The sequence below is a fragment of the Collinsella sp. AM41-2BH genome, from assembly GCF_003468085.1.
Taxonomy (GTDB): Bacteria; Actinomycetota; Coriobacteriia; order Coriobacteriales; family Coriobacteriaceae; genus Collinsella.
On the sequence record NZ_QSGH01000002.1, the window covers coordinates 1 to 24,102 of the forward strand.

Sequence of the window (24,102 nt, forward strand, 5' to 3'; positions counted from 1 at the left end):
CATCGACGTCTTCAATACAGAAAATATCAGTGCGGAATGTTTTTAAGGGGATACCCTTGGGCGGCCCTACAGCAACGTGGTCGACGATGTCTATAGGAACCCACGCTTTGAAGGGGCGCCGGGCTGATGGTTTGGCTTTTTATTGGTGGGGGCCCTTACTGGGATGGGACGCTTACTAGAGGCAGGCCTCGGCGATGCGGCGCTTGAGTTCATCGATACCGGTGCCAGTCTGGGAGCTTGTGATGATTACGTTTTCGGCCGGGACGTTGAGCTGCTTTTTGATGGCTGCTGCCTGGCGGGCCTGCTGGGTGCGGCTGAGCTTGTCGGCTTTGGTGAGGCAGACGATAAAGTTGAACTCGTTGCCCTGCAGGTAGTCGATCATGTCGTGGTCGAGCTTGCTGGGGTCGTGACGAATGTCCACCAGCGAGACGACTAAGTTAAAGCTGCGCTCGGAGTCGAAAAAGTCGCCGATAAGCTCGGCCCAGCGGTCGCGCTCGGCCTTGGAGCGACGGGCGAAACCGTAACCCGGCAGGTCCACGAAATGCACGTCGTCGGCCTCAAAGAAGTTGATGTTGCTCGTCTTGCCCGGCGTGCTGGAAACCTTGACCAGGTTCTTGCGGCCAAAAAGCTTGTTCATGATCGACGACTTGCCCACGTTGGAGCGGCCGACGAAGCTCACCTCGGGGCAGGTGGACTCGGGAATCTGCGAAACCTTGCCATAGCTGGCAACGAACTTGGCAAGCTGGTAGTTAATGGAATCGGCCATGGACACTCCTTGGTCGTAGGTTCTTACAAATAGACGCGCTATTGCGCAGCGGCAATGCGGCGGACGATATCGAGCGTGATGTCACTTGCGACACGTGCGTACTCGAACAGATCGAACTCGCGCTCGCAAATTGCATCGTACGCCTCGTCACAATTATCACTGATAGCGCGCAACACCAGGCAATCGACACCATTTTTGGTTGCGACATGGGCAATTGCCGCGCCCTCCATGCCGACGCAATCGGCATGCGTCGCCTCGATAGCGTCGTTGCGCATGGCGACGCCCGTCACAAAGCGGTTACCCGTGGCAATCGTGCCGACCAGGAACTGCTTGGTGCCCTCGTTCGAAGCGACTGCATTTGTCGAAGCGTCAACAAACCCACGCTCAGCAAGCACGTCGACGGCAATATCGACCAGCGCGGGCGTCGAGCCAAACTCCTCGAGCCCCGGTGCGGACTCGGCGATAAGCGCGGTATCGGTATCCAGATAGCGCAGGCGTTTGCCAATGACCACGTCGTCGATATGGAGCTTGGGGTTCAAACCACCCGCAATGCCCGAAAACACAACAGCCTGCGGAGCATACTTGCTAATGAGGTGCTGTGTTGCAGCGGCGGCGTTCACCGTGCCCATGCCCGCCGTTGTGGCGACAACTGTCAGGCCGTCGAGCTCGCCGCTTACAACGGTCAAGCCTGCCTCCCGTGCCTCGCAAACGTCGCTCAGCTCTTCCTTAATCTGCATGATCTCTTTTTCGAGCGCACCGATAATCGCGATGGTAGCCATACCATTCCCCAAACCTATACGAAATTCTCAACCACGGTATGGTACCAGCATTTTGTTTGACCTCGCCAAACGAACACGCTAAGCCAGCGCAACTCGCGTATCAAACAGAACCTTTGCAATCGCAGCCGTAACCTCGCTCGAGCGGTCGCTCCACGGCATCGATGTCATGACGCTCATGACATAGGTACGGCCATCGATGTCGATAAGGCCCGCATCGCATGTCGAATAGCAACCATCCTCGCTAATCCAGCCTGCCTTGTTGCGCACCAAAACATGCTCGCCCGCAATGCCATCGCGCACTCATTTAAGTCTGTCCCCAATGAGTGCCCTTGGGGGCGAAAATGGATCGCTAGCCGATGGCGTTTTTGAGTTCGGCGCGGCGCTTTTTCATGCCCGTCATGACGGCGTTGCGCAGCTCGGGCATGCGCGCGGTATCCATCTGGGGCACGCCCTCGAGCTTATAGGGAATACCCAGTTGCTCGTACTTGACGACACCCATCGTGTGATACGGCAGCATTTCCAGGCCCACCACGTTGTGCCATGGAGCGATCAGGCGACCGAGCTTCTCGCATTCCTCCGCCGTGTCGGTGATACCCGGCACCACCACATGGCGAATAACAACCTTAATCTTGCGACGGGCAAGCTCATCGCCAAACGCCAGGATGCGCGCAGGATCGCAACCGGTCAGCTTTTTATGCTCAACCGGATCGGCATGCTTGATGTCGAGCAGCACCATATCGGTCTCGTTGAGAACAGCATCGAACTTCTCCGGATGCTTGGGATCAAATGCATAGCCACAGCTGTCTAGGCAGGTGTGTACGCGGCCATCGGGGTTGTTGTGCATCACACGGAACAGGTCGGCCAAAAACTCGGGCTGCAGGAGCGGTTCGCCGCCCGAAACGGTAATGCCGCCGCTACGGTAGAACTCATGGTTGCTCTGGAACTCGTCCATGAGATGCTCGACGGTCACCATCGTGCCACCGTTAACAGACCAGGTATCGGGATTGTGGCAATACGCGCAGCGCATGGGACAGCCCTGAACAAACACCACAAAGCGGATGCCGGGACCGTCGACCGTACCCATCGTCTCAATCGAATGCACGCGGCCCAGGGCAAACGCAGAGTCCTCGGGACGAGCGTCCACACCCTCGAGCGTCATCTCAGCCATTCCCGCTACCTTGCCTCTCATTGGTTTTAGTTACATAAATGTCAGAGCCATTCTAGCCCATACGCATGATGGCAAAACGGTTTAGGGGTCAATTAGGTCGTCCTATTTTACTTCACGCAAAAGCGGCGGGAAGGTTGTCACAACCCGCCCGTCGCCGAGGCAATAGAAATCGATAGACGCCAGGCCTTACGCCTTAAGCGTGAGCACCGCACCGAAGGCGGTCGGGCCGCAATGGCTCGAGATGACACCGCCAACCTGAGTCCAGGTAATATCCTTAAAGCCCAGGTCATGCGCATAGACCTCCATGTCGTCGCGCAGCTCCTGGGAAAGGCCCACCGAATACGCCAGGCCAATGTGCGAGTAGTCGATCTCGCCCTTGGCAACCATGTGGTCAATAAAGGCGCGGGCGCACTTGAGCATAGAGCCGCGGAACTTCTTAGTCGCCACGAACTTGCCGCCCGTCACCTCAATGCAGGGCTTAATCTTGAGCAGATGGGCGCCTAGGAACGCGACGTTGGACAAGCGACCGCCCGCCTTAAGGAAGGCAAGGTCCGTAGGAACAAAGCCCAACAGCACGCGGTCCATGACGGAGTTCGTAAATGCAAAGATCTCGTCGACGGTGGCATCGGGGTGAGCCTCGATGTATTTGGCGGTCTCGACGACAACGAGCGACTGGCCCACCGAGACAAAGCGCGTGTCCATGGAGAACACGTAGTCGCGCCCCTGGGCCGCAATCTTTGAGGACTGATGCGAGCAGGTCGTGGCCTCGGAATACGCGAGATGCAGAATAGTCGCGTCGGGCTGCTCGGCGTGAATGCGGTCGTACACACGGGAGAAATCTGCCGGTGCGCAGCCACTGGTCTTGGGCATCACGCCAAACTCGTTGCAGCGCGAATAAATCTCGAGCGGATCGATCGAGCCGTCCTCGACGGTCTCGTCACCAATCGTGACATGCATGGGCACGCGCACGATGCCGTAGCGTTCGCAGAGCTCTGGCGTCACATCCGAACCAGATTCAACCACGATTACGTACTTGCCCATTCTTATCACGACCCATCTCGACATTGGTTTTTCAATACATGGCACGCGCCGCCGCACTGTTGCACAACGGCGTCCAAGCGCCAAAGAGACGCCGTCCCTTGCACATAACAAAGGACAGCGTCTCCCTGGAAAACTCCGTGCTTGGCTGAGATTTTACACGGTTTATAAATGAGTGTTACTTATCCCGCAAACGGTAGCTATACGCGATAAACGGTAGTTCGCTGCGGCAACTGCAACACATTCCGCCCAGCAAGTCCAATCGTGCCTCACGCATGGTTAATGCGCGAGGCGGTAGAAATCCATCGACGCCGCACTCTCGGCATGCAACCCCATCGCCGGAACCGCCGGCGAATAGGTACGGCTCGTAAGTGCCGCCTCGCCGCCATTTGCAAAAATCTCGACCATCGTAGTGTCCGAAAGCACGCGCAGGTCGCGAAGCTCGCTGAGCTCGATCGACCTCTGGTCGCGCCCATAGCCTTCGTCACCCATGTCGAGGGTAAGCATCCCGTCTGCATAGCGCACAAAGACACCCTTGCGGATTTCGAGCTCGACCATCTTGGCGCCCTCACAGGAAACCACAACATCAAACAGGCGGCCCGGCTCCTCAACGGTTTCACCGCCTGTCGCGCGAACGCAGTCGCCGCGCATCCTCTCAATCTCGTGCGCCGGCTGCTGGCAGAGCTTACCATCGCGCATGCTCAGCTCTCGCGGCACCGTCAACGCGCACTGCCACCCGCGCGCCACCGTCGGGTTTTCTGCCGTCGCGTCGGGGCAACCCGACCATCCGATCATCAAACGCCGGCCTGCAGCATCCTCAAAGGACTGCGGAGCATAGAAATCAAAACCGGCATCGACCATCGGGGGCATGCCCTGCCCGACGATTTTAAAGCTCGGCGCCTCCCAATCGGCCTCGATGGAGAACCACACGCACTGATGCGGATTGCGGTAACGCCATCCATCGGCAGGCACACCCTGCGGACAGCAAACGAGAATAAGCTCACCATCGAGCTCGAACAGATCGGGGCACTCCCACATAAAGCCAAACTTCTCGCCCAGCTCAATACGCGTCGCATAGTTCCAGTCCTCTAGATCGCGCGAGGTATAGACAAGCACGCAGCCGCGATCGTCTTTCGTACGAGCGCCCAGAACCATGTAGTAGATACCGTCGTGCTCAAGGATCTTGGGGTCGCGCACGTGCGTACCGATATCGTCGGGGTAATCGACCGGTCCAACAGCTATGCACTTCTCGCCCAATTCGTCGGGATTCTCGGCAACCATATGAATCTGGTTTTGCTCACGACCCGTCAACACGTAGTCGTAATCATCGCGGTCAAAATGCTTGACGTTGCCGGTATAGAAGTAGTGAATCTTGCCATCGCGTACAAAGGCAGAACCAGAATACGCTCCGTTCGAATCCAAATCGGAATCGGGGAACAGCACGGAGCCATGATTCTCGTACGTCACAAAATCCTTTGTCGTCAGATGGTTCCAAAGCACTGGACCGCCATGCGCAGCATCGAACGGATCGTATTGATGATAGATGTGATACGTATCACCAATCTGAACCAAACCGTTGGGGTCGTTGAGCCAGCCAAGCTCAGGCTCCACATGGAACAGGAGCCTATCGGGGTCGGACGCGATGCGACCAGCCGTCTCATCCTGTCCGGCACGCCACTGCTCATAGTCCGCGCGTGTCACCTTATTTTTTTGATTAAACATCGCCATTGACTTTCTCGTCTATAGGGAAGGACGCTCGACTCGCACGAGCCGAGCGCCCTTCCTCAAATGGACTTATCCGCACATTACGCTGAACGGCTCAACTAGAAGCTGACATCGAAGCCAGCACCAGCGCCCTCTTCATCGGTGGTCGGAACGCCCTTTGCCTTGTTGTAGGCAAAGATCAAGACGATCGGCACGATAAAGGCGATGAGATTACCAGCCACATACCACACGAGAGTCTCGGGCGTAACGATGAGCAGGCCAAGCACACCGGTCAGACCCTGACCGATGGCGCGCACCTCAAAGAACTTCACGAAGGCACCGCCGCAGCCTGCACCGATGCATGCGCAGATGAACGGAATGATCGAATAGCGCATGTTTGCAGCGAAGATAGCGGGCTCGGAGATACCGACCAGCGTCGGAATAAAGGACGACATGCAGATGTTGCGCTCTTTGGAGTGCTTCTTGTGAATGAGGTACATGCCGATGGCGCCGCCGCCCTGGGCGATGATGGAGACCGACCAGATGGCCTGGATGTAGTTGAAGCCAGTCGTGGCAACGAGGTTTGCCTCGATACCCTGGATGAACTGATGCGTACCGGTAACGACGAGCGGCTGCAGGAACGCGGCGAAGACAAAGGCACCAAAGACGCCCATCCTGTTGTACAGGACATCGATTACGCCAGCGAGGACGTCGCCGATCAGGTTGCCGAGCGGGCCGAACACGGTGAACAGGGCAACGTTAGCAAGAATCAGGGTAACGGTCGGGACAAAGACAAACGAGACGACCTCGGGGATGTACTTCTGGGCAATCTTTTCGACCTTGGCCATAAACCAGGCAGTCAGGATTGCAGGGAACACGCCGCCCTGGAAAGCAACCATGGGGATGGAGAGCGGACCGAAGTTCCAGTACTCAGCACCCGTCGGGTCCATAACGAACGTGTTACGGTTCATAAGACTCGGGTGAACCATGACGATACCGACGAGGATGCCCAGGATCGGGTTGCCGCCAAAACGCTTGACCGCGCTATACATAACCAGGACAGGCAGGTAGTCAAAGGTGGTGGCGATAATGGCAAAGAAGCTTGCGAGGTTCTTGAGGAACTCGCTGTGATCGGCGAGGCTGCCCTCCATGCCGAAGAGGCCGTTGGCAACGATCAGCGACTTAAGGCCGATGATGATTGCAGCGCCGACGAAGGCGGGAATGATGGGGATAAAGATGTCCGAGAATACCTTGAGGACCGAGAAGAACTTGCCCTTCTTGTCCGCCTCGGCGCCCTTGACCTCGGAAGCGCTGATCTCCTTAACGCCCGTCAGAGCCATAAACTTATCGTAAACCTTGTTGACGGTACCGGTACCGAAGATGATCATGAGCTGGCCGCTGTTGTACAGCACGCCCTTGACGCCATCGATGTTCTCGAGCTCGGCCTTGTTGTATTTGCTCGTATCCTTGAGCACCAGACGCAGACGGGTCACGCAATGCGTGGCGCCCTCGATGTTCTCCAGTCCGCCGACGTTGTCGACGACTTGCTGGGACACTGCCTTGTAGTCCATGTTCCTCTCCATTCCTTTTCTAAATCATAAAACGGTTCGTTGCCGCTACAGAGACGCGATCGTTGCGTTTGCGCACTTGAGCGCACCGTCGGTGACGGTAAGCGCCACACCCTGGCCCTGCTTGTTGCAGAAGCGAGCGTTGAGCGCAACATCATCGACAAAGATGGTCGCGATATCGTCGTCAACGACCAGGCGCACATGATGAGTGCCCTCGCCCTTAAAGAACAACGGACGCTCGAGGCCCATGTTGTTGACCTGGAACCACGGGTACTGGGGAGCCGGCGTGAACTCGAGCTTGCCCTCGCGCAGGTTGGCGCGGAACTCATAGGCAAGACCGGTCTCGGCGTCCTCGGCGAACTTGACCGAGAAGCCGGCAGCGTTACCGCCGAGCTCAATGTCGGTATCGAGCAAGTAGGTGGAGCCGGCGTCTGCAGACAAAACCTGCTCGACCTTGCCCGACTCGCAGGAGAGCTCGAAGGCTTCGACAGCCTTGCCCTCGCCAAAGGCGCCGAGCATGCTGTCGGGAAGCTTGGTGCCGAGCGTTCCGTCGGCACGCTGAACGATCTCGAGGGGCATGAAGGTACCACCCCACAGGTAAGAGCTGGGGTCGTCGCCCTCGTCACGCGTAGGAACCCAACCAAAGAGAACGCGACGCTCGCCATCGAATGCGGTGCGAGCGGCGTAGTACGCGCGGCCGTCGAAGGAGTCGTCAGCGGGGGTAATCCAAGGACCGTTGATGGACTTGGACATGCGGTAACGGGTCTTGTTGCCGTCGCTGTACTCGGAAAAGACGAGGTACCACCAGTCGCCCATCTTAAAGAGATCAGGCATCTCAAACATGGTGTACAGGCCTGGGTTCCACCAGTCGCCCTGGAACTCCCAGTTGGTCAGATCCTTGGAGGTGAACTTGACCAGGCGGCCGGTCATCAGACGCTTGTCCTCGCCCACACGCGTGCCGAGGATGAGCATGTACTCTTCGTTCTCCTCATCCCAAAGCACAAAGGGATCGCGCCAGTTGCGGTCATCGTAACCCTCCTGGGGCGGAAGCAGCGTCTCGGCGATGTTCTTCTCCCACTTGACGGCGTCGTCGCTCGTTGCGTGAAGAAGAACCTGCTTCATCAAACGTGCGCGGACCTTATCGCGATTGCAACCAGTGTAGAGCGCATGGTACTTGTCGCCCACCTTAAACACCGTGCCGGCATAAATGTACTGGTCGACTTCCTCGTCGCCGCCGCGCTCAAGGCTCTCGCCAAAGTCCTTGTAGTTGACGAAATCCTTGGTCGTAGCGAGTGCCCAGCCAAACGGCTCTCCGAAAGGTTCGGGGTTACGCGTGTCACGCTGATGATAGAGATAGAACGTGCCGTCCTCGCCGTACGGCATGATGTCGCCTACCCAAATTCCCTCAGGCTGGTAATACACCTTGTGCATCCGAGACTTCCTTTCCACGACATACTAACTCGGTACAATGGCAAGATATGTCAATCGTTTTCATATGTCAAACGTTTTCATATCAATACGTCTTTTCGCAGTTCCAGTCGTCGGTAAACGGTTGACATATGCCGGCGAACGGTCATCGGAGGCGTTTGAGGAATTCTTTTGGCACAGGATGAACTACGCGGTTTTGCCCTCAATGAGTTCAACGGGGAGCTTGATATTCGATTCGGGATTATCGCCGTTAATAAGAGCGATGATGGATTGCGCCGCGAGCTCTCCGATGCGATCGATATCTTGACGTACGGTTGTTAAGTCAGGCATAAACGTCATAGTTCGGCGGGCACCATCCGCGCCCACGACCTTAATATCGTCTGGAGCGCTCAAGCCGCGCTGCTTCATCACGTTGAGACAGATGGCCGCCATCGTATCGTCTCCCGCAAAGATGCCGTCAATATCGGGGTTCTCATCGAGGATCTTCGCAACGACCGCGCCCTTTTCGTCGTCGGGCTTAACGAACTCAACCTCACGGACAAGCGCGGACAAACCGGCCTGCTCAACAACATCGAGGTAGGCATCGGTACGCTTATTGGCGGGCATGCGCATGCGGCTATTGCTGCGCAGGCACAGGATACGCCTGCAGCCGTCATCAATCAGACGGCGCGTGGCGAGCTCGCCAATGCCATAGCTGTCACTTGCAATCTGGACAGAGCCCTCGCCAAGATCGCAGTCGATGCCAACCAGGCTCAAGCCCATCTCGGCATATGCCTCGGCACCGATATTGAGGGAGTTGACGATGACGCCGTCGACCATATTGCGGCGGAGCATGTCAATATAGGAACGCTCAAGATCGGGTCGATTGGCACTGTTGCACAGCAACATCTTAAAGCCGTTTTCCGCTAACGTGCGCTCGACCGCCTGCACAACCTGAGCATGGAACGGGCTGCTCACAAAGGGAACGATCATGCCGATAAGGTTCAGACGGCCGTTGAGCATGGCACGGGCGATATCGTTGGGCGTATAGTTGATGCGCTCCATCGCGGCATGGACCTTATCGCGGGTCTCTTGGCTAATATAGCCGCGATTATTAAGCACGCGAGATACCGTAGTAGGCGAAACCCCCGCCACCGCTGCAACTTCCTTGATGCCAGGCTTAGCAGAATCCTTAGAACGAGCGCCCTCGCGAGCCATAGCACCCTCCCCCATCAACATGTCATACGTTTACATACGAACAAAGCATACCCCAACAACAGCGGGAAGACGGTAACGGCACAAGTAAGTAGACGACTCATCCAAATAATTAGGAGAGTTCCGCCTAAAGGGTGACTACACAGGACCCCCGCCGGGCCGCTTTGGGTTACTTTCCAAAACATTTCCGCAGGACGCAAAGGGCTCCGCCGCGCGAAGCGCGCAGCGGAGCCCTTTGCATGTCCGAGGACGTTTTGGAAAGTAACCCAAAGCGGCCCGGCGATCCTGCGGGAGTTAAACCCCTTTAGAACTTGTTGTGGAAGGTACGCGAAATGACCTCGTCCTGCTGCTCCTTGGTGAGCGTGTGGAAGTTCACGGCATAGCCGGAAACGCGGATGGTCAGCTGCGGATACTTCTCGGGGTGAGCCTGAGCGTCGAGCAACGTCTCACGGTTGAAGACGTTGATGTTCAGGTGGTGGCCACCCTTCTCGGCGTAAGCGTCGAGCATGTGGACCAGGTTATCGGCCTGAGTCTCGGAAACTTCAGAAACCTTCATAATGTGTCTCCTTCGATCGATAGGCGCCGGCCGAAACCGGCGCGCTAATCAGTAATCGTTATTGTTAGTATAGCACTAACAATAGTTACTCGCCCAGCTGATCAAGGTCGATATCGCCAAAGAACACCTGGTCCTCCTTGCCGAGCGCACCCGGGATGATGGAGAAGGTGTTGGAGATGCCGTCCTGAGCATCGCGGAACGGGAGCTTGGAAACCGAAGACAGCGAAGCGATGGCGCCGTGGCTATCGCGCTTGTGCATGGGGTTAGCACCCGGGGCGAAGGGCTGGCCAGCCTTGCGGCCATCAGGCGTAGAACCGGTCTTCTTGCCGTACACGACGTTGGAGGTGATGGTCAGAACCGAGGTCGTGGGCACGGAGTTGCGGTAGGTGTCGTTCATGCGGATGTACTCCATGAACTGGTGCACAACGTCGTGAGCGATCTGGTCGACGTGGTCGTCGTCGTTACCGTACTTGGGGAACTCGCCCTCGGTCTCGAAGTCGACGATAATGCCGTTCTCGTCACGGACGGGGTGGACCTTGGCGTACTTGATGGCGGACAGGGAGTCAGCCACGACGGAAAGGCCAGCGATGCCCGTAGCGAACCAGCGGTGCACGTGCTTGTCGTGCAGAGCCATCTGGATGCGCTCGTAGCAGTACTTGTCGTGCATGTAGTGAATGATGTTCAGCGAGTTGACGTACACGCCAGCGAGCCACTTCATCATGTCGTTGTACTTGGCCACAACGTCGTCGTAATCGAGCGTATCGCCCTCGACGGCGCGGTACTTGGGGCCGACCTGCTTCTTGGAGACCTCGTCAACACCGCCGTTGAGTGCATACAGCAGGCACTTGGCCAGGTTGGCACGGGCGCCGAAGAACTGCATCTCCTTGCCGATGCGCATGGAGGACACGCAGCAGGCGATGCCGTAGTCGTCGCCGTGGTAAACGCGCATGAGGTCGTCGTTCTCGTACTGGATCGAGGAGCTGGCGACAGAAGTCTTGGCGCAGAACTTCTTGAAGTTCTCGGGCAGACGGGTCGACCACAGAACGGTCATGTTGGGCTCGGGGCTGGTGCCCATGTTCTCGAGCGTGTGCAGGTAGCGGTAGCTCATCTTGGTAACGAGCGTACGGCCGTCAACACCCATGCCGCCGATGGACTCGGTGACCCACTGCGGGTCGCCGGTAAACAGGGCCTGGTACTCGGGGGTACGGGCAAACTTGACCATGCGGAGCTTCATGATGAAGTGATCCACGAACTCCTGGATCTGCTCCTCGGTGAAGGTACCGTTGGCAAGGTCGCGCTCAGCGTAGATGTCGATGAACGTAGAGGTACGGCCGATGGACATAGCGGCGCCGTTCTGCTCCTTGACGGCAGCGAGGTAGGCGAAGTACATCCACTGGATGGCCTCCTGCGTGTTGGTAGCAGGGTTGGAAATGTCGAAGCCATAGGTCTCGGCCATCATCTTGAGCTCGCCGAGGGCACGGATCTGCTCCTGCAGCTCCTCGCGATCGCGGATGTTGTCGGCGGTCATGACCGTCGGGGTGGAAGCCTTCTGGGCCTCCTTGTCCTTGATCAGGTAGTCGACGCCGTACAGGGCAACACGACGGTAGTCGCCGATGATGCGGCCGCGGCCATAGCCATCGGGCAGACCGGTGATGATGTGAGCCGAGCGGCAAGCACGCATCTCGGGGGTGTAGACATCGAAGACGCCAGCGTTGTGGGTCTTGCGCTCGAAGGTGTAGCGCTCGACAACGTTCTCGTCGACCTTATAGCCGTGCTGGCTGGCAGCCTGGCAAGCGATGCGGATACCGCCGTTGACGTGCAGCGCGCGCTTGAGCGGCTTGTCGGTCTGGAGGCCGACGATGGTCTCCTTGTCGCGATGGGCGTTATCGATGTAGCCAGCGGGGTGGCTCACGATACCCGTGACGGTCTTGGTGTCCATATCGAGGACGCCGCCCTGCTCGCGCTCCTTGAGCAGCAGGTCGAGAACCTCGCCCCACAGCTCCTTGGTACGCTCGGTCGGGCCGGCGAGGAACGACTCGTCGCCCTCGTAGGGGGTGTAGTTCTTCTGGATGAAGTCTCGGACGTCAACCTCTCCCGTCCAGATGCCTTCCTTGAAGCCTTCCCATGCCTCCTGCATTGTGTAACCACGCTCCTAGTTACGTGTAATGCGGCGCTCTCTCACACCGCTGCTTATTGAATTCTTGAATTATCGGCTTGCACTACCGGCTTCTTCCGTTCTTCACCACACATTGGTACAGGGAAAAACGTTTGTCCACCTTGGAACTGCAACCCAAAACCCAAGATTTCACCCGTTTGAGAAGGATAACATAGCCACCCCCTTCATCAGGGCTGTTATATGTTTCTTTTTTTATACCATTAGGGCGTTTTTAACAAATCCGCAGGAAACGCTCCCACCATCAGCTACCGTTCACCGAATCGCTTGATATTTCCCCTTGCCTTTATACGTCCTGCGCTCTAGCTGTTATGCCAGCTTTAGCAGGGTAAAGTGCCTCTGAGTAGGCTTTAGGACATGTCTAACAATCTGCCCCCAACTTTGCTGGTACCGACGGTGTACGGAGAGTTTTCTAGGCATGTCCCAAAATCTACCGCATAAGGTGTGCATACAGGGGTATCATCTTTCACCAAAAATAGTTTCTAGTGTTAGGGGTTTTCGGTGGAAGATACCGATTTCCATGAGCTTGGGCGTCAGCTCTTTACCGAGTTTGGCAGCATGCACCAGCACGTTTCGCGTTTTGTCGACCAGGCGATGAGCGGCGAGATGGCCGTCATGCGCGCTCTCATGCTCGCCGGCGGTTCGCTTACGCCGAGCGAACTCGCCGATCGCGCTTGGGTCTCGAGCGCCCGCATCGCCAACATCCTGCGCGCCCTCGAGGGCAAGGGCTGGGTCGAGCGCGAGCACTCAAAAACCGACCGTCGTCGCGTACACGTCACGGTGACCGACAAAGGCCGACAAGACCTCGAAATCAAACGTCGGGAATTCGAGGACCGCACCGCGGCCTTTCTCGAGCAGCTCGGCGAAACGGATACCCAAGAGATGGTGCGCCTTCTAAGGCGTGCCAACGAAATTATCGACCGCAACCAAGAAAGGAGAGATGCCGAGTGAGGATTCTCAAGCTCTTTAAAAAACATGTCCTGGCGCTGCTCACGGCTATCGTACTTATCGTAATCAGTTGCAATGCCGACCTAGCGCTGCCTACGTATATGAGTGACATCGTCGATGTGGGCGTGCAGCAAGGCGGCATCGCCTCACCCGTGCCCGACACCATTCGCGCCGAATCGCTCGATGACCTCAAGCTCTTTATGGGCGCCAAGGACGCCAAAGCTGTGGATGCCGTGTTTAGCAAGGCGGACAACAACGGCATTCGAACGTACAAGGGCACCGAGGAGGAGCGCGCCGACGGCGGCAAGATTGCCGACATCATGAGCCTGCCCGAGACCGTCGTCCTTTCGCTCAACCAGGGCATCGACGCCAGCTCCATGGGCGACATGATGGGCACGTCCAGCGAAAAAGACAACAGCGCCGCCCAGGACATGCCCACCCCCGAGCAGATGGCGGCGATGACGCCCGAGCAGCTCGCCGAGATGCAGCAGAAGGCCGCAGCGGCACAGAACATGCAAAAGCAGATTGATGCCGACGGCGGCAAGATCACCATGAAGAGCCTGCGTCTGGGCGTTGAAGGTGGCTTGATCGACCAGGGCAAGCTCGTCGAAGGCGCCAACGAAATGGCGGACAAAATGGGCTCCATGTCGGGCTCTATCGTCACGCAGCGCGCCGTGACCTACGTGCAGGACGAGTACAAGGCGCAGGGCATCGACCCCGCCGACGTGCAGAACGCCTACCTGAGCCGCATGGCGACCACGATGTTTGGCCTGTGCCTGATCTCGCTGGTCGCCACCATCCTGACCGGCGCTGTGGCGTCGCGCACCGCCTGCTCCATCGCCCGCGACCTGCGCCGCGAGACCTTCAACAAGGTCATGCACTTCTCGCCGGCCGAGGTGGGCAAGTTTAGCCAGGCCTCGCTCATCACCCGCTGCACCAACGACATTCAGCAGATCCAGATGGCAGCGACTCTGTTCATTCGCATGTGCCTCATGGCGCCTGTCATGGGTATCGTCGCGGTCATGCGCGTCCTGGCCAACCACACCGGCCTGGAGTGGACCATCGCCGTGGCCATCATCGCGGTCTCGGCCGTCGTCGGCGTGCTCATGGGCCTTACCATGCCCAAGTTCAAAAAGATGCAGAGCTTTGTGGACCGCGTGAACCTCACCGCCCGCGAGCTGCTCGACGGCCTTATGCCCATCCGCTCGTTCAACCGCGAGGAGCATGAGCTCGAGCGTTTTGACAAGGCATCGCTCGACCTGATGACCACACAGCTCTACACCAACCGAGCTATGAGCTTTATGATGCCGCTCATGATGCTCGTCATGAACTGCATCACCGTGCTTATCGTCTGGTTTGGCGCGCAGGGTGTGTCCGACGGCGTGATGCAGGTCGGCAACATGATGGCGTTTATCTCCTATACCATGCAGATCGTCATGGCGTTTATGATCCTCACCATGGTTTCGGTTATCCTGCCCCGTGCCGAGGTCGCAGCCGAGCGCGTGGAAGAGGTCATCACTTGCCCCACGAGCATCAACGACCCCGCCTCGCCCAAACTGCCCGCGGCCAGCGCGCCGCACGGCGAGCTGTGCTTCCGCGACGTGAGCTTCCAATACCCCGACGCCCGCGCCGATGTCATCAGCGGCGTGAACTTCACCACGCACGCCGGTCAGATGCTCGGCATCATTGGCTCCACGGGCTCGGGCAAGTCCACGCTCGTGCAGCTGATTCCGCGCCTGTACGACGTCACGGGCGGCAGCATTTCGCTCGACGGCATCGACGTGCGCGACATGACCCTTTCCGAGCTGCGCCGCCGCATTGGTTACATCCCGCAGCAGGGTCGTCTGTTCTCGGGCACCGTTGAGAGCAACCTCAAGTTTGCCGGCAACATGGTGAGCGACGAGGACATGCACCGGGCCGCGCGCATCGCCCAAGCCGAGGACTTTATCGCCGAGCGCGAGGGCGGCTACGACTCCCCCATCAGCCAGGGCGGATCCAATGTCTCGGGCGGCCAGCGCCAGCGTCTGGCCATCGCCCGCGCCCTGGCCAAAAAGCCCGAGGTTGTGGTGTTCGATGACTCGTTTAGCGCCCTCGACTACAAAACAGACGCGCGCCTGCGCGAGGAGCTTGCCAAAAACGTTACCGACGCCGCGCTCGTGGTCGTGGCCCAGCGCATCGCGACCATCATGCACGCCGACCAGATCATCGTGCTCGACGACGGCCACGTGGTGGGCACCGGTACGCACGAGGAGCTGCTGCACAGCTGCCCAGCGTACCTGGAGATCGCACAGTCGCAGCTTTCCGCCGAGGAGCTGGGGCTCACCCAAGAAGAAATTGAAGCCGTCATGGAAGGAGGCGAGCGCTAATGGCAGACAAGACCAAGACTCAGATTCCCAAGCCCACCCGCCGGCGCGGTCCCATGGGCCGCATGGGTGGCATGGGCCGCGGCGAAAAGGCCAAGGACTTTAAGGGTACCATGAGGCAGTTGCTCGGCTATATCGGTCAACACAAGGTTGCCGTGTTTGCCGCCGTCGCCTTTGCCGTGTGCTCGGTCATCTTTAACATTGTGGGACCCAAGGTGCTCGGCCAGGTTACGACCAAACTGTTCGAAGGCCTGGTCTCCAAGGTCAACGGTACCGGCGATGTCGACTTTGCCTGGATCGCCAAGACGCTCGGCTTTTTGCTCTGCCTGTATCTGGCAAGCTCTGTCTGCAGCCTCATCCAAGGCTGGCTTATGACCGGCGTCACGCAAAAGATTTGTTACCGTATGCGCAAGGAAATCGCCGCCAAGATCGCCGTCGTGCCGATGAGCTACTTCAACGGCCACAGCAAGGGCGACGTGCTCAGCCGCATCACCAACGACGTCGATACGCTGGGTCAGAGCCTCAACCAGTCCGTGACGCAGCTCATCACGTCAGTGACGCAGATTATCGGCGTGCTCGTCATGATGCTATCGATCAGCCTGCCACTTACCGGCGTCACCGTGCTCACGCTGCCGGCAGCCGCGATTATCCTAACCGTAATGATTCACTTCTCGCAGCCGTACTTCCGCGAGCAGCAGCAGGTCCTGGGCACCGTCAACGGCATTATCGAGGAGGACTTTGCCGGCCAGAACGTCATTCAGGTGTTCGACCGCGCCGAGGCCTCGATCGAGGAGTTCGACCGTCAAAACGACCGCCTCTTTATTAGTGGCTGGCGCTCGCAGTTCCTGTCGGGCCTGATGATGCCGCTTATGAGCTTGGTGGGCAACATGGGCTACGTGGGCGTCGTCGTGGTGGGCGCGCAGCTCGCGCTGACCGGCAATGCCACGCCTGGCGATATTCAGAGCTTTATCCAGTACGTTCGCAACTTTACGCAGCCCGTGCAGCAGCTGGGCAACGTGAGCAACACGATGCAGTCGATGGCCGCCGCCACCGAGCGTGTCTTTGAGTTCTTGGCCGCGCCCGAGGAGGAGCAGAAGGCCGACGCGCAGATCCCCGAGAAGCGTCCCGGCCACGTGGAGTTTGACCATGTCAAGTTTGGCTACACGCCGGACAAGACCATCATCCACGACTTTAGCTGCGAGGCGCAGCCCGGCCAGACCATCGCCATCGTCGGTCCCACCGGCGCCGGCAAGACCACGCTCATTAAGCTGCTGCAGCGCTTCTACGATGTGGACGGCGGTTCGCTGCGCGTTGAGGGTGTCGACGTGCGCGACTGGGACCGCGCGGCGCTGCGCGGCGAGTTTGCCATGGTGCTGCAGGATACCTGGCTGTTTAACGGCACCATCCGCGAGAACATCCGCTACGGACGCCCCGATGCGAGCGATGCCGAGGTCGAGGCCGCTGCACGCGCCGCGCGCTGCGACCACTTTATCCATACGCTCGCCGGCGGCTACGACTTTATGATCAACGAGGAAGGTACCAACCTGTCGCAGGGCCAGCGCCAGCTCGTGACCATCGCCCGCGCCATTTTGGCCGACCGCCCGGCGCTGATTCTAGACGAGGCGACCTCTAACGTGGACACCCGAACCGAGGAGCTCATCCAACGCGCCATGGATGCGCTGATGCAGGGCCGCACGAGCTTTGTCATCGCGCATCGCCTGTCCACGATCCGCAACGCCGACGTAATCTTGGTGATTCGCGACGGCGACATCGTCGAGAAGGGCACACACGACGAGTTGCTCGCCCAGGGCGGCTTCTACGCCGACCTGTACAACTCGCAGTTCGACGAAGCGGCGTAGATTCGACCGCAGGGAACGGATGACGCCCGAGAACGGGGGCACAGGACAACCTGCGCCCCCGTTTTGTGTCCTTTGGGCCTCGAGCCGCCTCCCCTGGGACCTGATTGACGGCCCGCTCCAAGCCCTGTGGGCAAAAAATGGCAAATATGAGTACTGTCACCTTTTTAGTAACAGCCAAAACAGCCCCAAATGCTGCTCACACGGCTTGCACGCGCTCCTAAATTGATCAAACAGCCCTATAGCGGACTTATATGCGTTGAGGTTAATGAACATATTTGCTGTTATGTCTATTATCTTATACCGTCAATATGGCACTACGATAGCAACAGTACTCATATTTGGCATTTTTTTCCCACAGGACTTAGAGAACGCCAAAAAATCTAGCAATGCCAGCGAGCAAACCGCGTCAGCCGATGCAAGGAGTGTCCCCAAGTGCCGGCAGATAAGGAACGTCCCTAACTGCCAGGTTTGAAAGGTAGTCATTGGGGACGTTCTTAAACGACTAGTCAAACAAGAACGTCCCCAACGACCACTCATTTAAGTACGTCCCCAATGAGTGCCCCTGGAGCAAGACAACGCCGCAGGTAGAGGGCGGACAGCGAGCGCCGTCCAGAGCGAACAAATTGGCATGAAAAAGGCAAGGCATAGACCTTCCGGTCATGCCTTGCCTTTTGAATGACAAATTGTCGCTCTGGGCGGCGCGCAACGTCGAGCCGTTACGCGGGTTGGTAAACCCGCGTAACTAAATACGTTCCGCGATCTCGTGGATGAGGTAGTCGGTCTTTTCCCAGCCCAGGCACGGGTCGGTGATCGACTTGCCAAAGACGCCGCCGTCGACCGGCTGGTTGCCGTCCTCCAGGTAGGACTCGATCATAAAGCCCTTGACCAGCTTGGAGATGGACTCGTTGCGGCGGCAGCTGTCGAGCACCTCCTTGCAAATGCGATACTGCTCCAGCGGACGCTTGCCCGAGTTGTCGTGGTTGCAGTCGATGACCGCTGCCGGGTTGGCGTAGCCGGCGTGCTCGGTGTAGCGCTCGGCCAGGCGCTCGAGGTGCTCGTAGTGGTAGTTGGGGTAGGTGCGCCCATCGAGACCGATGTAGCCGCGCATGACGGCGTGCGCAAGCGGGTTGCCATCGCACTCGACTTCCCAGTTACGGAAGATGAAGCTCTGGTGCGCCTGTGCGGCGTAAATGGAGTTGAGCATAACGGTGGTAGAGCCGGCAGTGGGATTCTTCATGCCGACGGGTACCGAAATGCCGCTCGACACCAGACGGTGCTCCTGGTTCTCGACCGAGCGTGCGCCCACGGCAACATAGCTCAGCAGGTCAACGAGGTACTGGTAGTTGGACGGGTAGAGCATCTCGTCGGCGGTGAAGAAGCCCGTTTCCTCAATAACGCGCAGGTGCATATGGCGGATGGCCTTGACGCCCTCGAGCAGGTCGTCGGGAGCCTCGGGGTTGGGGTTGTGCAGAAGACCCTTGTAACCGGTGCCCTTGGTACGCGGCTTATTGGTGTAGACGCGCGGAATGATGATGAGCTTGTCCTTGACCTCCTCGGCGGTCTTGGCCAGTCGGTTCATGTACTCAAGCACCGAGTCCTCGCGGTCGGCAGAGCACGGGCCGATGATAAGCACCTTGCGTGCGTCCTCGCCGGTAAAGACTTTGGCGACCTCGGCGTCAAATGCCTGCTTTTTGGCGGTAAGCTCGGCAGAAAGCGGCATTTCCTCGCGGATCTCCATGGGGATCGGCAGCCTGCGTTTGAAATCCATGGCCATAGGGGCCTCCTCAATCTATAGAGAGAGCAATAAGCGTATTGTCGAGTGCTCGGCATTATCCGCTGTCGCACGCTAAAGTGCAAGCACAGCCTACTAAATAGGGAATGAATCGACACAAGGGCCCGCTCACCACGAGAGTGGATAATCTCCCGTTTTTGGCCCATGTTCGCGCTCAAAGTGGGAGATTATCCACTCTCGTCGGGCAAGCGTCCAAAAACCCACACCGACCAAAAAGGGACGGGTTTATTTTGGCAGGTTTTATCTGGGCAAACGTCAACAGCCGTAGGAGAGCTGCTTTCCCTCGTGGCGGTCTTCTAGCAGAAAAACCAAGTGAGTAGGCTTTTTGCAGGAGGCCAAGCACGCCCCAAAACGCCACAGCTCTGACCTGCGGTTTTATCGATCATTTGTCGCGATGTACTCGGCAAGTTCAAAAAAGTCTACTCACTTGCATCCGAGACACACCAGATAGGCAAAAACCGCCGCGAAAGGCGCCCGGCTCCCTTCGCGGCGGTTATTTGCTCTGGTTTTGTGACCGTTTTGCCCGCTTGTTACTCGCTGTAGCGGGTGGCGATGGCGGCTTGCACCATGCCAGTGCTCATGAGGTAGGTCACCAGGAAGTAGCCACCGTATGCTGCCAGGAAGATTGCACAGGTGAGGCCCACGGTGCCGCCAATGCTCATATTTCCGAATATGCTCACCATCTCGATGATCACCTTAAGTGCCACAAAGGAGTGCGCCAGGCCCACTGCCAGCGGGAACAGGAAGAATACCGCCTGCTGCGCCATCACCGAATGGCGAATCTGGCGGTCGTCGCAGCCGATCTGTGCCAGCACACGATAGCTGCGGCTGCCGTCGGCCACGTTGGAGAGTTGCTGGATCGACAGAATCGCCGCGCATGCAACGACCAATACAAAGCCGATGTAGATGGCTAGGTAGCTAATAAGACCGTTCATTTGCGCTGCCTGCGTGTACATCTCGGAGCGTGTGATGAAGGTTCCCCACGACCCCGACTCCTTGCCGTCAACGAGCAGATTGTCGAGCACAGTGTATTTAATGCTCTCGTCTGCCTCGGTTGTATCCATCCCCTGTTTGTAGTTAACGAGCAGGCTACTGGAAGACGGCTGCAGATCAAGTTGGGACAACAGCTCGTCGGCAACGACGACGGTACCGGGATTGCTGCCCATCGCCGAGTTGGCGATGGCCGCCGTATCTTCGTCCGACTTATCGGTTGCGGGCTTGAGCTCATGCCCGCCCAAGGTAAGGGCATGGCCGCCAGCCATATACTTGGTGTACAGGTCGACCAGCTCGCCGCCCATATCACACGTGAGCAGATACTGGTCGTGACCGATGTGCACCGGCTCCTCGCCCATCATCTGGCGCAGTTTGTTGTACTGGCTCGCCGGCGTCACAAACAGACCCATCGCATCGGCATTGCTACCCCCGAACGCCTTGGGAAGCTTTTCGCCCATGGTCTTGCACATCTCACTTGGGGTCACCGAAGGATCCGAACCGCCAAACGGGTAACTCAGATACGAATCGATCTGCACATGCTCACCGGCAACATCGGCGATATTGACCTTCTTGCCGGTCTCGTCGTTGTTGTCCGCCGACTTGCCCTTAATACCGTCTGCAACGTTATCGTGATCGATACGATCGCCGTGCCATGCGGAGTACAAATCGACCGTACTATCGGCCAGCACCATGCGATCGGCCTCAGACGGATTGAAAGACTCTTTGTAGAAGTCGAGCGTATCGGGCGTGTAATAGACATACGTCTGCGACATGTCGGCCGGATTATAGCGCTCCAGATTCTCGTTCATCACATTGGCAATCGACATACCGCACGTCACCGAGGTGATGGCCAAAAACAGGAGCATCGCGATAACGCCCATCGAAAAGCACACCGTGTTGACCTTGGCCGCAAGCTGGCGCACGGTAAACATGTTGAGGCCGCGCCAATACACGCCGCGCAAGCTCTGCAGCAGCTTGATGAGCATGCCCGAGAGTCCCCAGAACAGGGCAAAGGTGCCCACGGTAACCATAGCGGTCGTAATACCAAACTGGTTCATGGCCTCTTGCAGCTTGCTGTCCGTCGCGGTTAGCGGGAACCCATCACGTAGCAGACGGTAATAGGCCACGCCCACAAGCACCGCACCCACGGCAAAGATGGCAATCGCGATCCAGGGGTTGCGTGTCTTGATGCTCTCGTTGCGACGCTCGGCACCCATAAGCTCGATGAGTTTGGTACGACGCACGGCGCGGAGGTTCAGCAGTAGCGTGAGCACAAACATTACGAGCATGCAGGCAAGGGTCAGATTGAACGCATGCATCGAAAAAAAGAAGTGGAAATTGGCGATCTGCGTCTTAAAGAGCGAGGCCGTAAAGAACGTCATGAGCTGGGAGAGTCCCACACCCAGCACAATGCCGGCGACAAAGGCCACCACCGAGACAATCACCGTCTCGAGCGCCATGATCGTGGCGACGCGCCCGCGCCCCATGCCGAGCACCTGGTACAGGCCAAACTCCTTTTTGCGGCGTTTCATGATGAAGTTATTGGCGTACACCATCAAAAAGGCCATGACACCGGCCAAAAAGTACGTCAGGTCGCCGAGCATACTGCCCATAACCTGCGCCAAGCCCTCTTCATCAATTCCGGCGATGTCGACCTGCATCGAGATGGTATTGAAGGCATAGAAGACCGTGACACCCAGGGTGAGCGTCAGCAAGTAGACAAGGTAATCGCGGCCGGCGCGGCGGACGTTGCCCCAAGCGAGTTTACAGAGCATCGGAGCCCTCACCGCCCATCATGGCAACGACCTCCATAATGCGGTCGAAGAACTCTCGGCGGTCGGTGTCGCCGCGGCGCAGCTCAGTGAAAATCTTGCCGTCGCGGATAAACAGCACACGGCTCGTGTAGCTGGCGGCAAAGCTGTCGTGCGTGACCATGAGCACGGTGGCGCGCAGACGGCGATTGAGCGCCTCCAGGCTCTCGAGCAGCAAGCGGGCGCTCTTGGAATCGAGGGCGCCGGTGGGCTCGTCGGCCATAATCATAGTGGGGTCGGTGACGAGCGCGCGAGCCGCGGCAACGCGCTGTTGCTGACCGCCGGACATCTGGTAGGGATACTTGTCGAGCACCTGACTGATAGACAGACGCGCGGCTACATCCTGCACGCGGGTCGAAATTTCGGCCGAGTTTGTGCGGGCGATGGTGAGCGGCAGGGCAATGTTCTCGCGTGCCGTGAGCGTATCGAGCAGGTTGGAGTCCTGGAAGATAAAGCCGAGCTCCTCGCGGCGGAACTGCGAAAGCTTGGCCTGTTTCATGCGCGTCACGTCCTGGCCGTTGATGCGGATGGTGCCGCTCGTGGCGGCATCGATGGTCGACACGCAGTTGAGCAGCGTCGACTTGCCCGAGCCCGAGGCACCCATGATACCGACGAATTCGCCGCGGTTGACGGTAAAGCTGACGTCGTTGAGCGCGCGGGTCACGTTGCCCAGCGCTCCATATACCTTTTCGAGATGCGCGACCTCCAGTACCGGGGTCGCTGCTTGCATGGTTTGCATACCGAGTCCTTTCTTGCAATTAGTCTACGGCATCTATAGTCGCAAGAAGCCGAGTCGGCTACCATCGATATGGCTTACGCTTGCCTTACCGTTGCGTAAGGTAAGCGTAGTCTGCCACGTGTTGATGTTGAGAGAGGACTCCTGTTGAAGACTGTTCATGTTGCCGCCGGGATCATTCGCAAGGAAGGATCCGACGAGCTACTGGCTGTGCAGCGCGGCTATGGCGACATGCAGGGACTTTGGGAGTTCCCCGGTGGCAAGCTCATGCGCGGTGAGACGCCAGAAGACGCCGTGCGCCGCGAGCTTATGGAAGAGCTACAGGTAAAAGTCACCAACCTGCGTGATTTCTACACCGTTGAGTATGACTACCCCGATTTTCATCTCTCAATGGAGTGTTACTACTGCTCGCTCGCCGATGAATCCGATGAGCCTCAGAAGCACGACCGCCAGCTTGATATCCGCTGGATTCCGCGCACCTCGCTTGCCACGGTGGAATGGATGCCCGCAGACAAGGGGCTCATCGATGCCCTGATTGAGCTGAAGGAAGACCGGCTTGAGGCAAGCTCCGCTGATGACGCCGCGCCCAACACAGCCGACAAACCCACCGCCAAACCCAAGCGCGCACCTAAGCGCCGTAGCAAAAAACGCCCCAAACCAGGTCTGCTCGACGGCATCGATACCTCGGACCTCTCCGCTGACGAGCGCGAACTGGTCCGCCGTCGCGCCGCCATCAAAAAGTCCATGAAGGGCAACAAGCGCGCCAACACCAAGCCTGAGCTGCTCGTACGCCAGCGTCTGCGGGCTGCAGGCCTTACGGGATACCGTCTGGAATGGAAGGTGCCCGGCAAGCCGGATATCGCCTTTCCCGGGCGCAAGATCGCCATCTTCGTCAACGGCTGTTTTTGGCATCGCTGCCCCAAGTGCAATCCCAGCCAGCCCAAGCGTAACGTTGAGTTTTGGGAGGCAAAGTTCCGTCGCAACGTCGAGCGCGACCGCGCTGCCGTGGCAGCACTCACTCAAATGGGCTGGACACCCATAACCATCTGGGAATGCGAGCTCAAAAAAGATCACATCGACGCCACGATGGAAAAGGTCATCGAGCAGGTACGGGCTGCAGAGCCGCAGCGCTAACAGCGAGCATTCACACGCCCCACACAGGCGAGCCACATCCACGTCACAAACCTTAGAAAGCCCTTAAGCCCAAAACCTTTCAAGAGTGTTAC

The 24,102-nt window shown here is 58.2% G+C and carries 18 protein-coding genes; 4 read left to right on the forward strand and 14 right to left on the reverse strand.

The features are described 5' to 3' along the window. Positions 1-175 precede the first annotated feature (175 nt). The 11 genes from yihA to pflB all read right to left on the reverse strand — a co-directional run bounded on the left by yihA (position 176) and on the right by pflB (position 12,338). Positions 176-766, reverse strand: coding sequence for a ribosome biogenesis GTP-binding protein YihA/YsxC (gene yihA / locus DW899_RS01335; protein ID WP_055252447.1), 591 nt, complete (start codon positions 764-766; stop codon positions 176-178). A gap of 38 nt (positions 767-804) precedes the next feature. Then, on the reverse strand, positions 805-1,545 hold the full coding sequence (gene mtnN / locus DW899_RS01340; RefSeq protein WP_117799749.1) for a 5'-methylthioadenosine/S-adenosylhomocysteine nucleosidase: 741 nt from the start codon (positions 1,543-1,545) through the stop codon (positions 805-807). A 78-nt stretch (positions 1,546-1,623) separates the two neighbouring features. Beyond that, a complete protein-coding gene (locus DW899_RS01345) occupies positions 1,624-1,845 on the reverse strand; it encodes a hypothetical protein (protein WP_117799750.1) in 222 nt (73 codons plus the stop codon). A gap of 49 nt (positions 1,846-1,894) precedes the next feature. Further along, entirely contained in the window at positions 1,895-2,713 is an 819-nt protein-coding gene (pflA, locus tag DW899_RS01350) for a pyruvate formate-lyase-activating protein (RefSeq protein WP_117799751.1), read from the reverse strand. 186 nt (positions 2,714-2,899) lie between these two features. Next, entirely contained in the window at positions 2,900-3,754 is an 855-nt protein-coding gene (locus tag DW899_RS01355) for a DegV family protein (RefSeq protein WP_233503811.1), read from the reverse strand. Between the two features lie 276 nt (positions 3,755-4,030). After that, the gene (locus DW899_RS01360; RefSeq protein WP_158566543.1) at positions 4,031-5,473 is read right to left on the reverse strand and encodes a glycoside hydrolase family 32 protein; all 1,443 of its coding nucleotides are present in this window, start codon (positions 5,471-5,473) and stop codon (positions 4,031-4,033) included. Between the two features lie 101 nt (positions 5,474-5,574). Beyond that, the gene (locus tag DW899_RS01365; RefSeq protein WP_117583518.1) at positions 5,575-7,026 is read right to left on the reverse strand and encodes a PTS transporter subunit EIIC; all 1,452 of its coding nucleotides are present in this window, start codon (positions 7,024-7,026) and stop codon (positions 5,575-5,577) included. A 45-nt stretch (positions 7,027-7,071) separates the two neighbouring features. After that, positions 7,072-8,454: a family 43 glycosylhydrolase gene (locus tag DW899_RS01370; protein ID WP_117583519.1), complete on the reverse strand. Its 1,383-nt coding sequence runs from the start codon at positions 8,452-8,454 to the stop codon at positions 7,072-7,074. 183 nt (positions 8,455-8,637) lie between these two features. Continuing rightward, positions 8,638-9,648: a LacI family DNA-binding transcriptional regulator gene (locus DW899_RS01375; protein WP_022094949.1), complete on the reverse strand. Its 1,011-nt coding sequence runs from the start codon at positions 9,646-9,648 to the stop codon at positions 8,638-8,640. A 301-nt stretch (positions 9,649-9,949) separates the two neighbouring features. Continuing rightward, a complete protein-coding gene (grcA3, locus tag DW899_RS01380) occupies positions 9,950-10,201 on the reverse strand; it encodes an autonomous glycyl radical cofactor GrcA3 (RefSeq protein ID WP_055252439.1) in 252 nt (83 codons plus the stop codon). Positions 10,202-10,286: 85 nt separating this feature from the next. Further along, positions 10,287-12,338: a formate C-acetyltransferase gene (gene pflB, locus DW899_RS01385; RefSeq protein WP_117799752.1), complete on the reverse strand. Its 2,052-nt coding sequence runs from the start codon at positions 12,336-12,338 to the stop codon at positions 10,287-10,289. Positions 12,339-12,875: 537 nt separating this feature from the next. Between pflB and DW899_RS01390 the strand changes: the two genes are divergently transcribed. The 3 genes from DW899_RS01390 to DW899_RS01400 are packed head-to-tail and all read left to right on the forward strand — an operon-like array spanning position 12,876 to position 17,544. After that, positions 12,876-13,325 (forward strand): MarR family winged helix-turn-helix transcriptional regulator, encoded by a 450-nt coding sequence (locus tag DW899_RS01390; protein WP_117775934.1) that lies wholly within the window; start codon positions 12,876-12,878, stop codon positions 13,323-13,325. Further along, positions 13,322-15,688 carry an ABC transporter ATP-binding protein gene (locus tag DW899_RS01395; protein WP_117799753.1) on the forward strand — a complete coding sequence of 789 codons (2,367 nt, stop codon included), beginning with the start codon at positions 13,322-13,324 and terminating at the stop codon, positions 15,686-15,688. The genes DW899_RS01390 and DW899_RS01395 overlap by 4 nt, the downstream gene beginning before the upstream one ends. Beyond that, positions 15,688-17,544, forward strand: a complete 1,857-nt coding sequence (locus tag DW899_RS01400) for an ABC transporter ATP-binding protein (protein WP_233539865.1) — start codon at positions 15,688-15,690, stop codon at positions 17,542-17,544. Before DW899_RS01395 ends, DW899_RS01400 begins: the two co-directional genes overlap by 1 nt. A gap of 742 nt (positions 17,545-18,286) precedes the next feature. Here the strand turns inward: DW899_RS01400 and DW899_RS01410 are convergent. The 3 genes from DW899_RS01410 to DW899_RS01420 all read right to left on the reverse strand — a co-directional run bounded on the left by DW899_RS01410 (position 18,287) and on the right by DW899_RS01420 (position 22,879). Next, positions 18,287-19,318, reverse strand: a complete 1,032-nt coding sequence (locus DW899_RS01410) for a 3-deoxy-7-phosphoheptulonate synthase (protein WP_117799755.1) — start codon at positions 19,316-19,318, stop codon at positions 18,287-18,289. Between the two features lie 548 nt (positions 19,319-19,866). Continuing rightward, positions 19,867-22,104, reverse strand: a complete 2,238-nt coding sequence (locus DW899_RS01415) for an ABC transporter permease (RefSeq protein ID WP_117799756.1) — start codon at positions 22,102-22,104, stop codon at positions 19,867-19,869. Beyond that, a complete protein-coding gene (locus DW899_RS01420) occupies positions 22,094-22,879 on the reverse strand; it encodes an ABC transporter ATP-binding protein (protein ID WP_117583535.1) in 786 nt (261 codons plus the stop codon). Before DW899_RS01420 ends, DW899_RS01415 begins: the two co-directional genes overlap by 11 nt. 144 nt (positions 22,880-23,023) lie before the next feature. Between DW899_RS01420 and vsr the strand changes: the two genes are divergently transcribed. Then, positions 23,024-24,010 carry a DNA mismatch endonuclease Vsr gene (vsr, locus tag DW899_RS10740; RefSeq protein WP_233539866.1) on the forward strand — a complete coding sequence of 329 codons (987 nt, stop codon included), beginning with the start codon at positions 23,024-23,026 and terminating at the stop codon, positions 24,008-24,010. Positions 24,011-24,102: the final 92 nt, after the last annotated feature.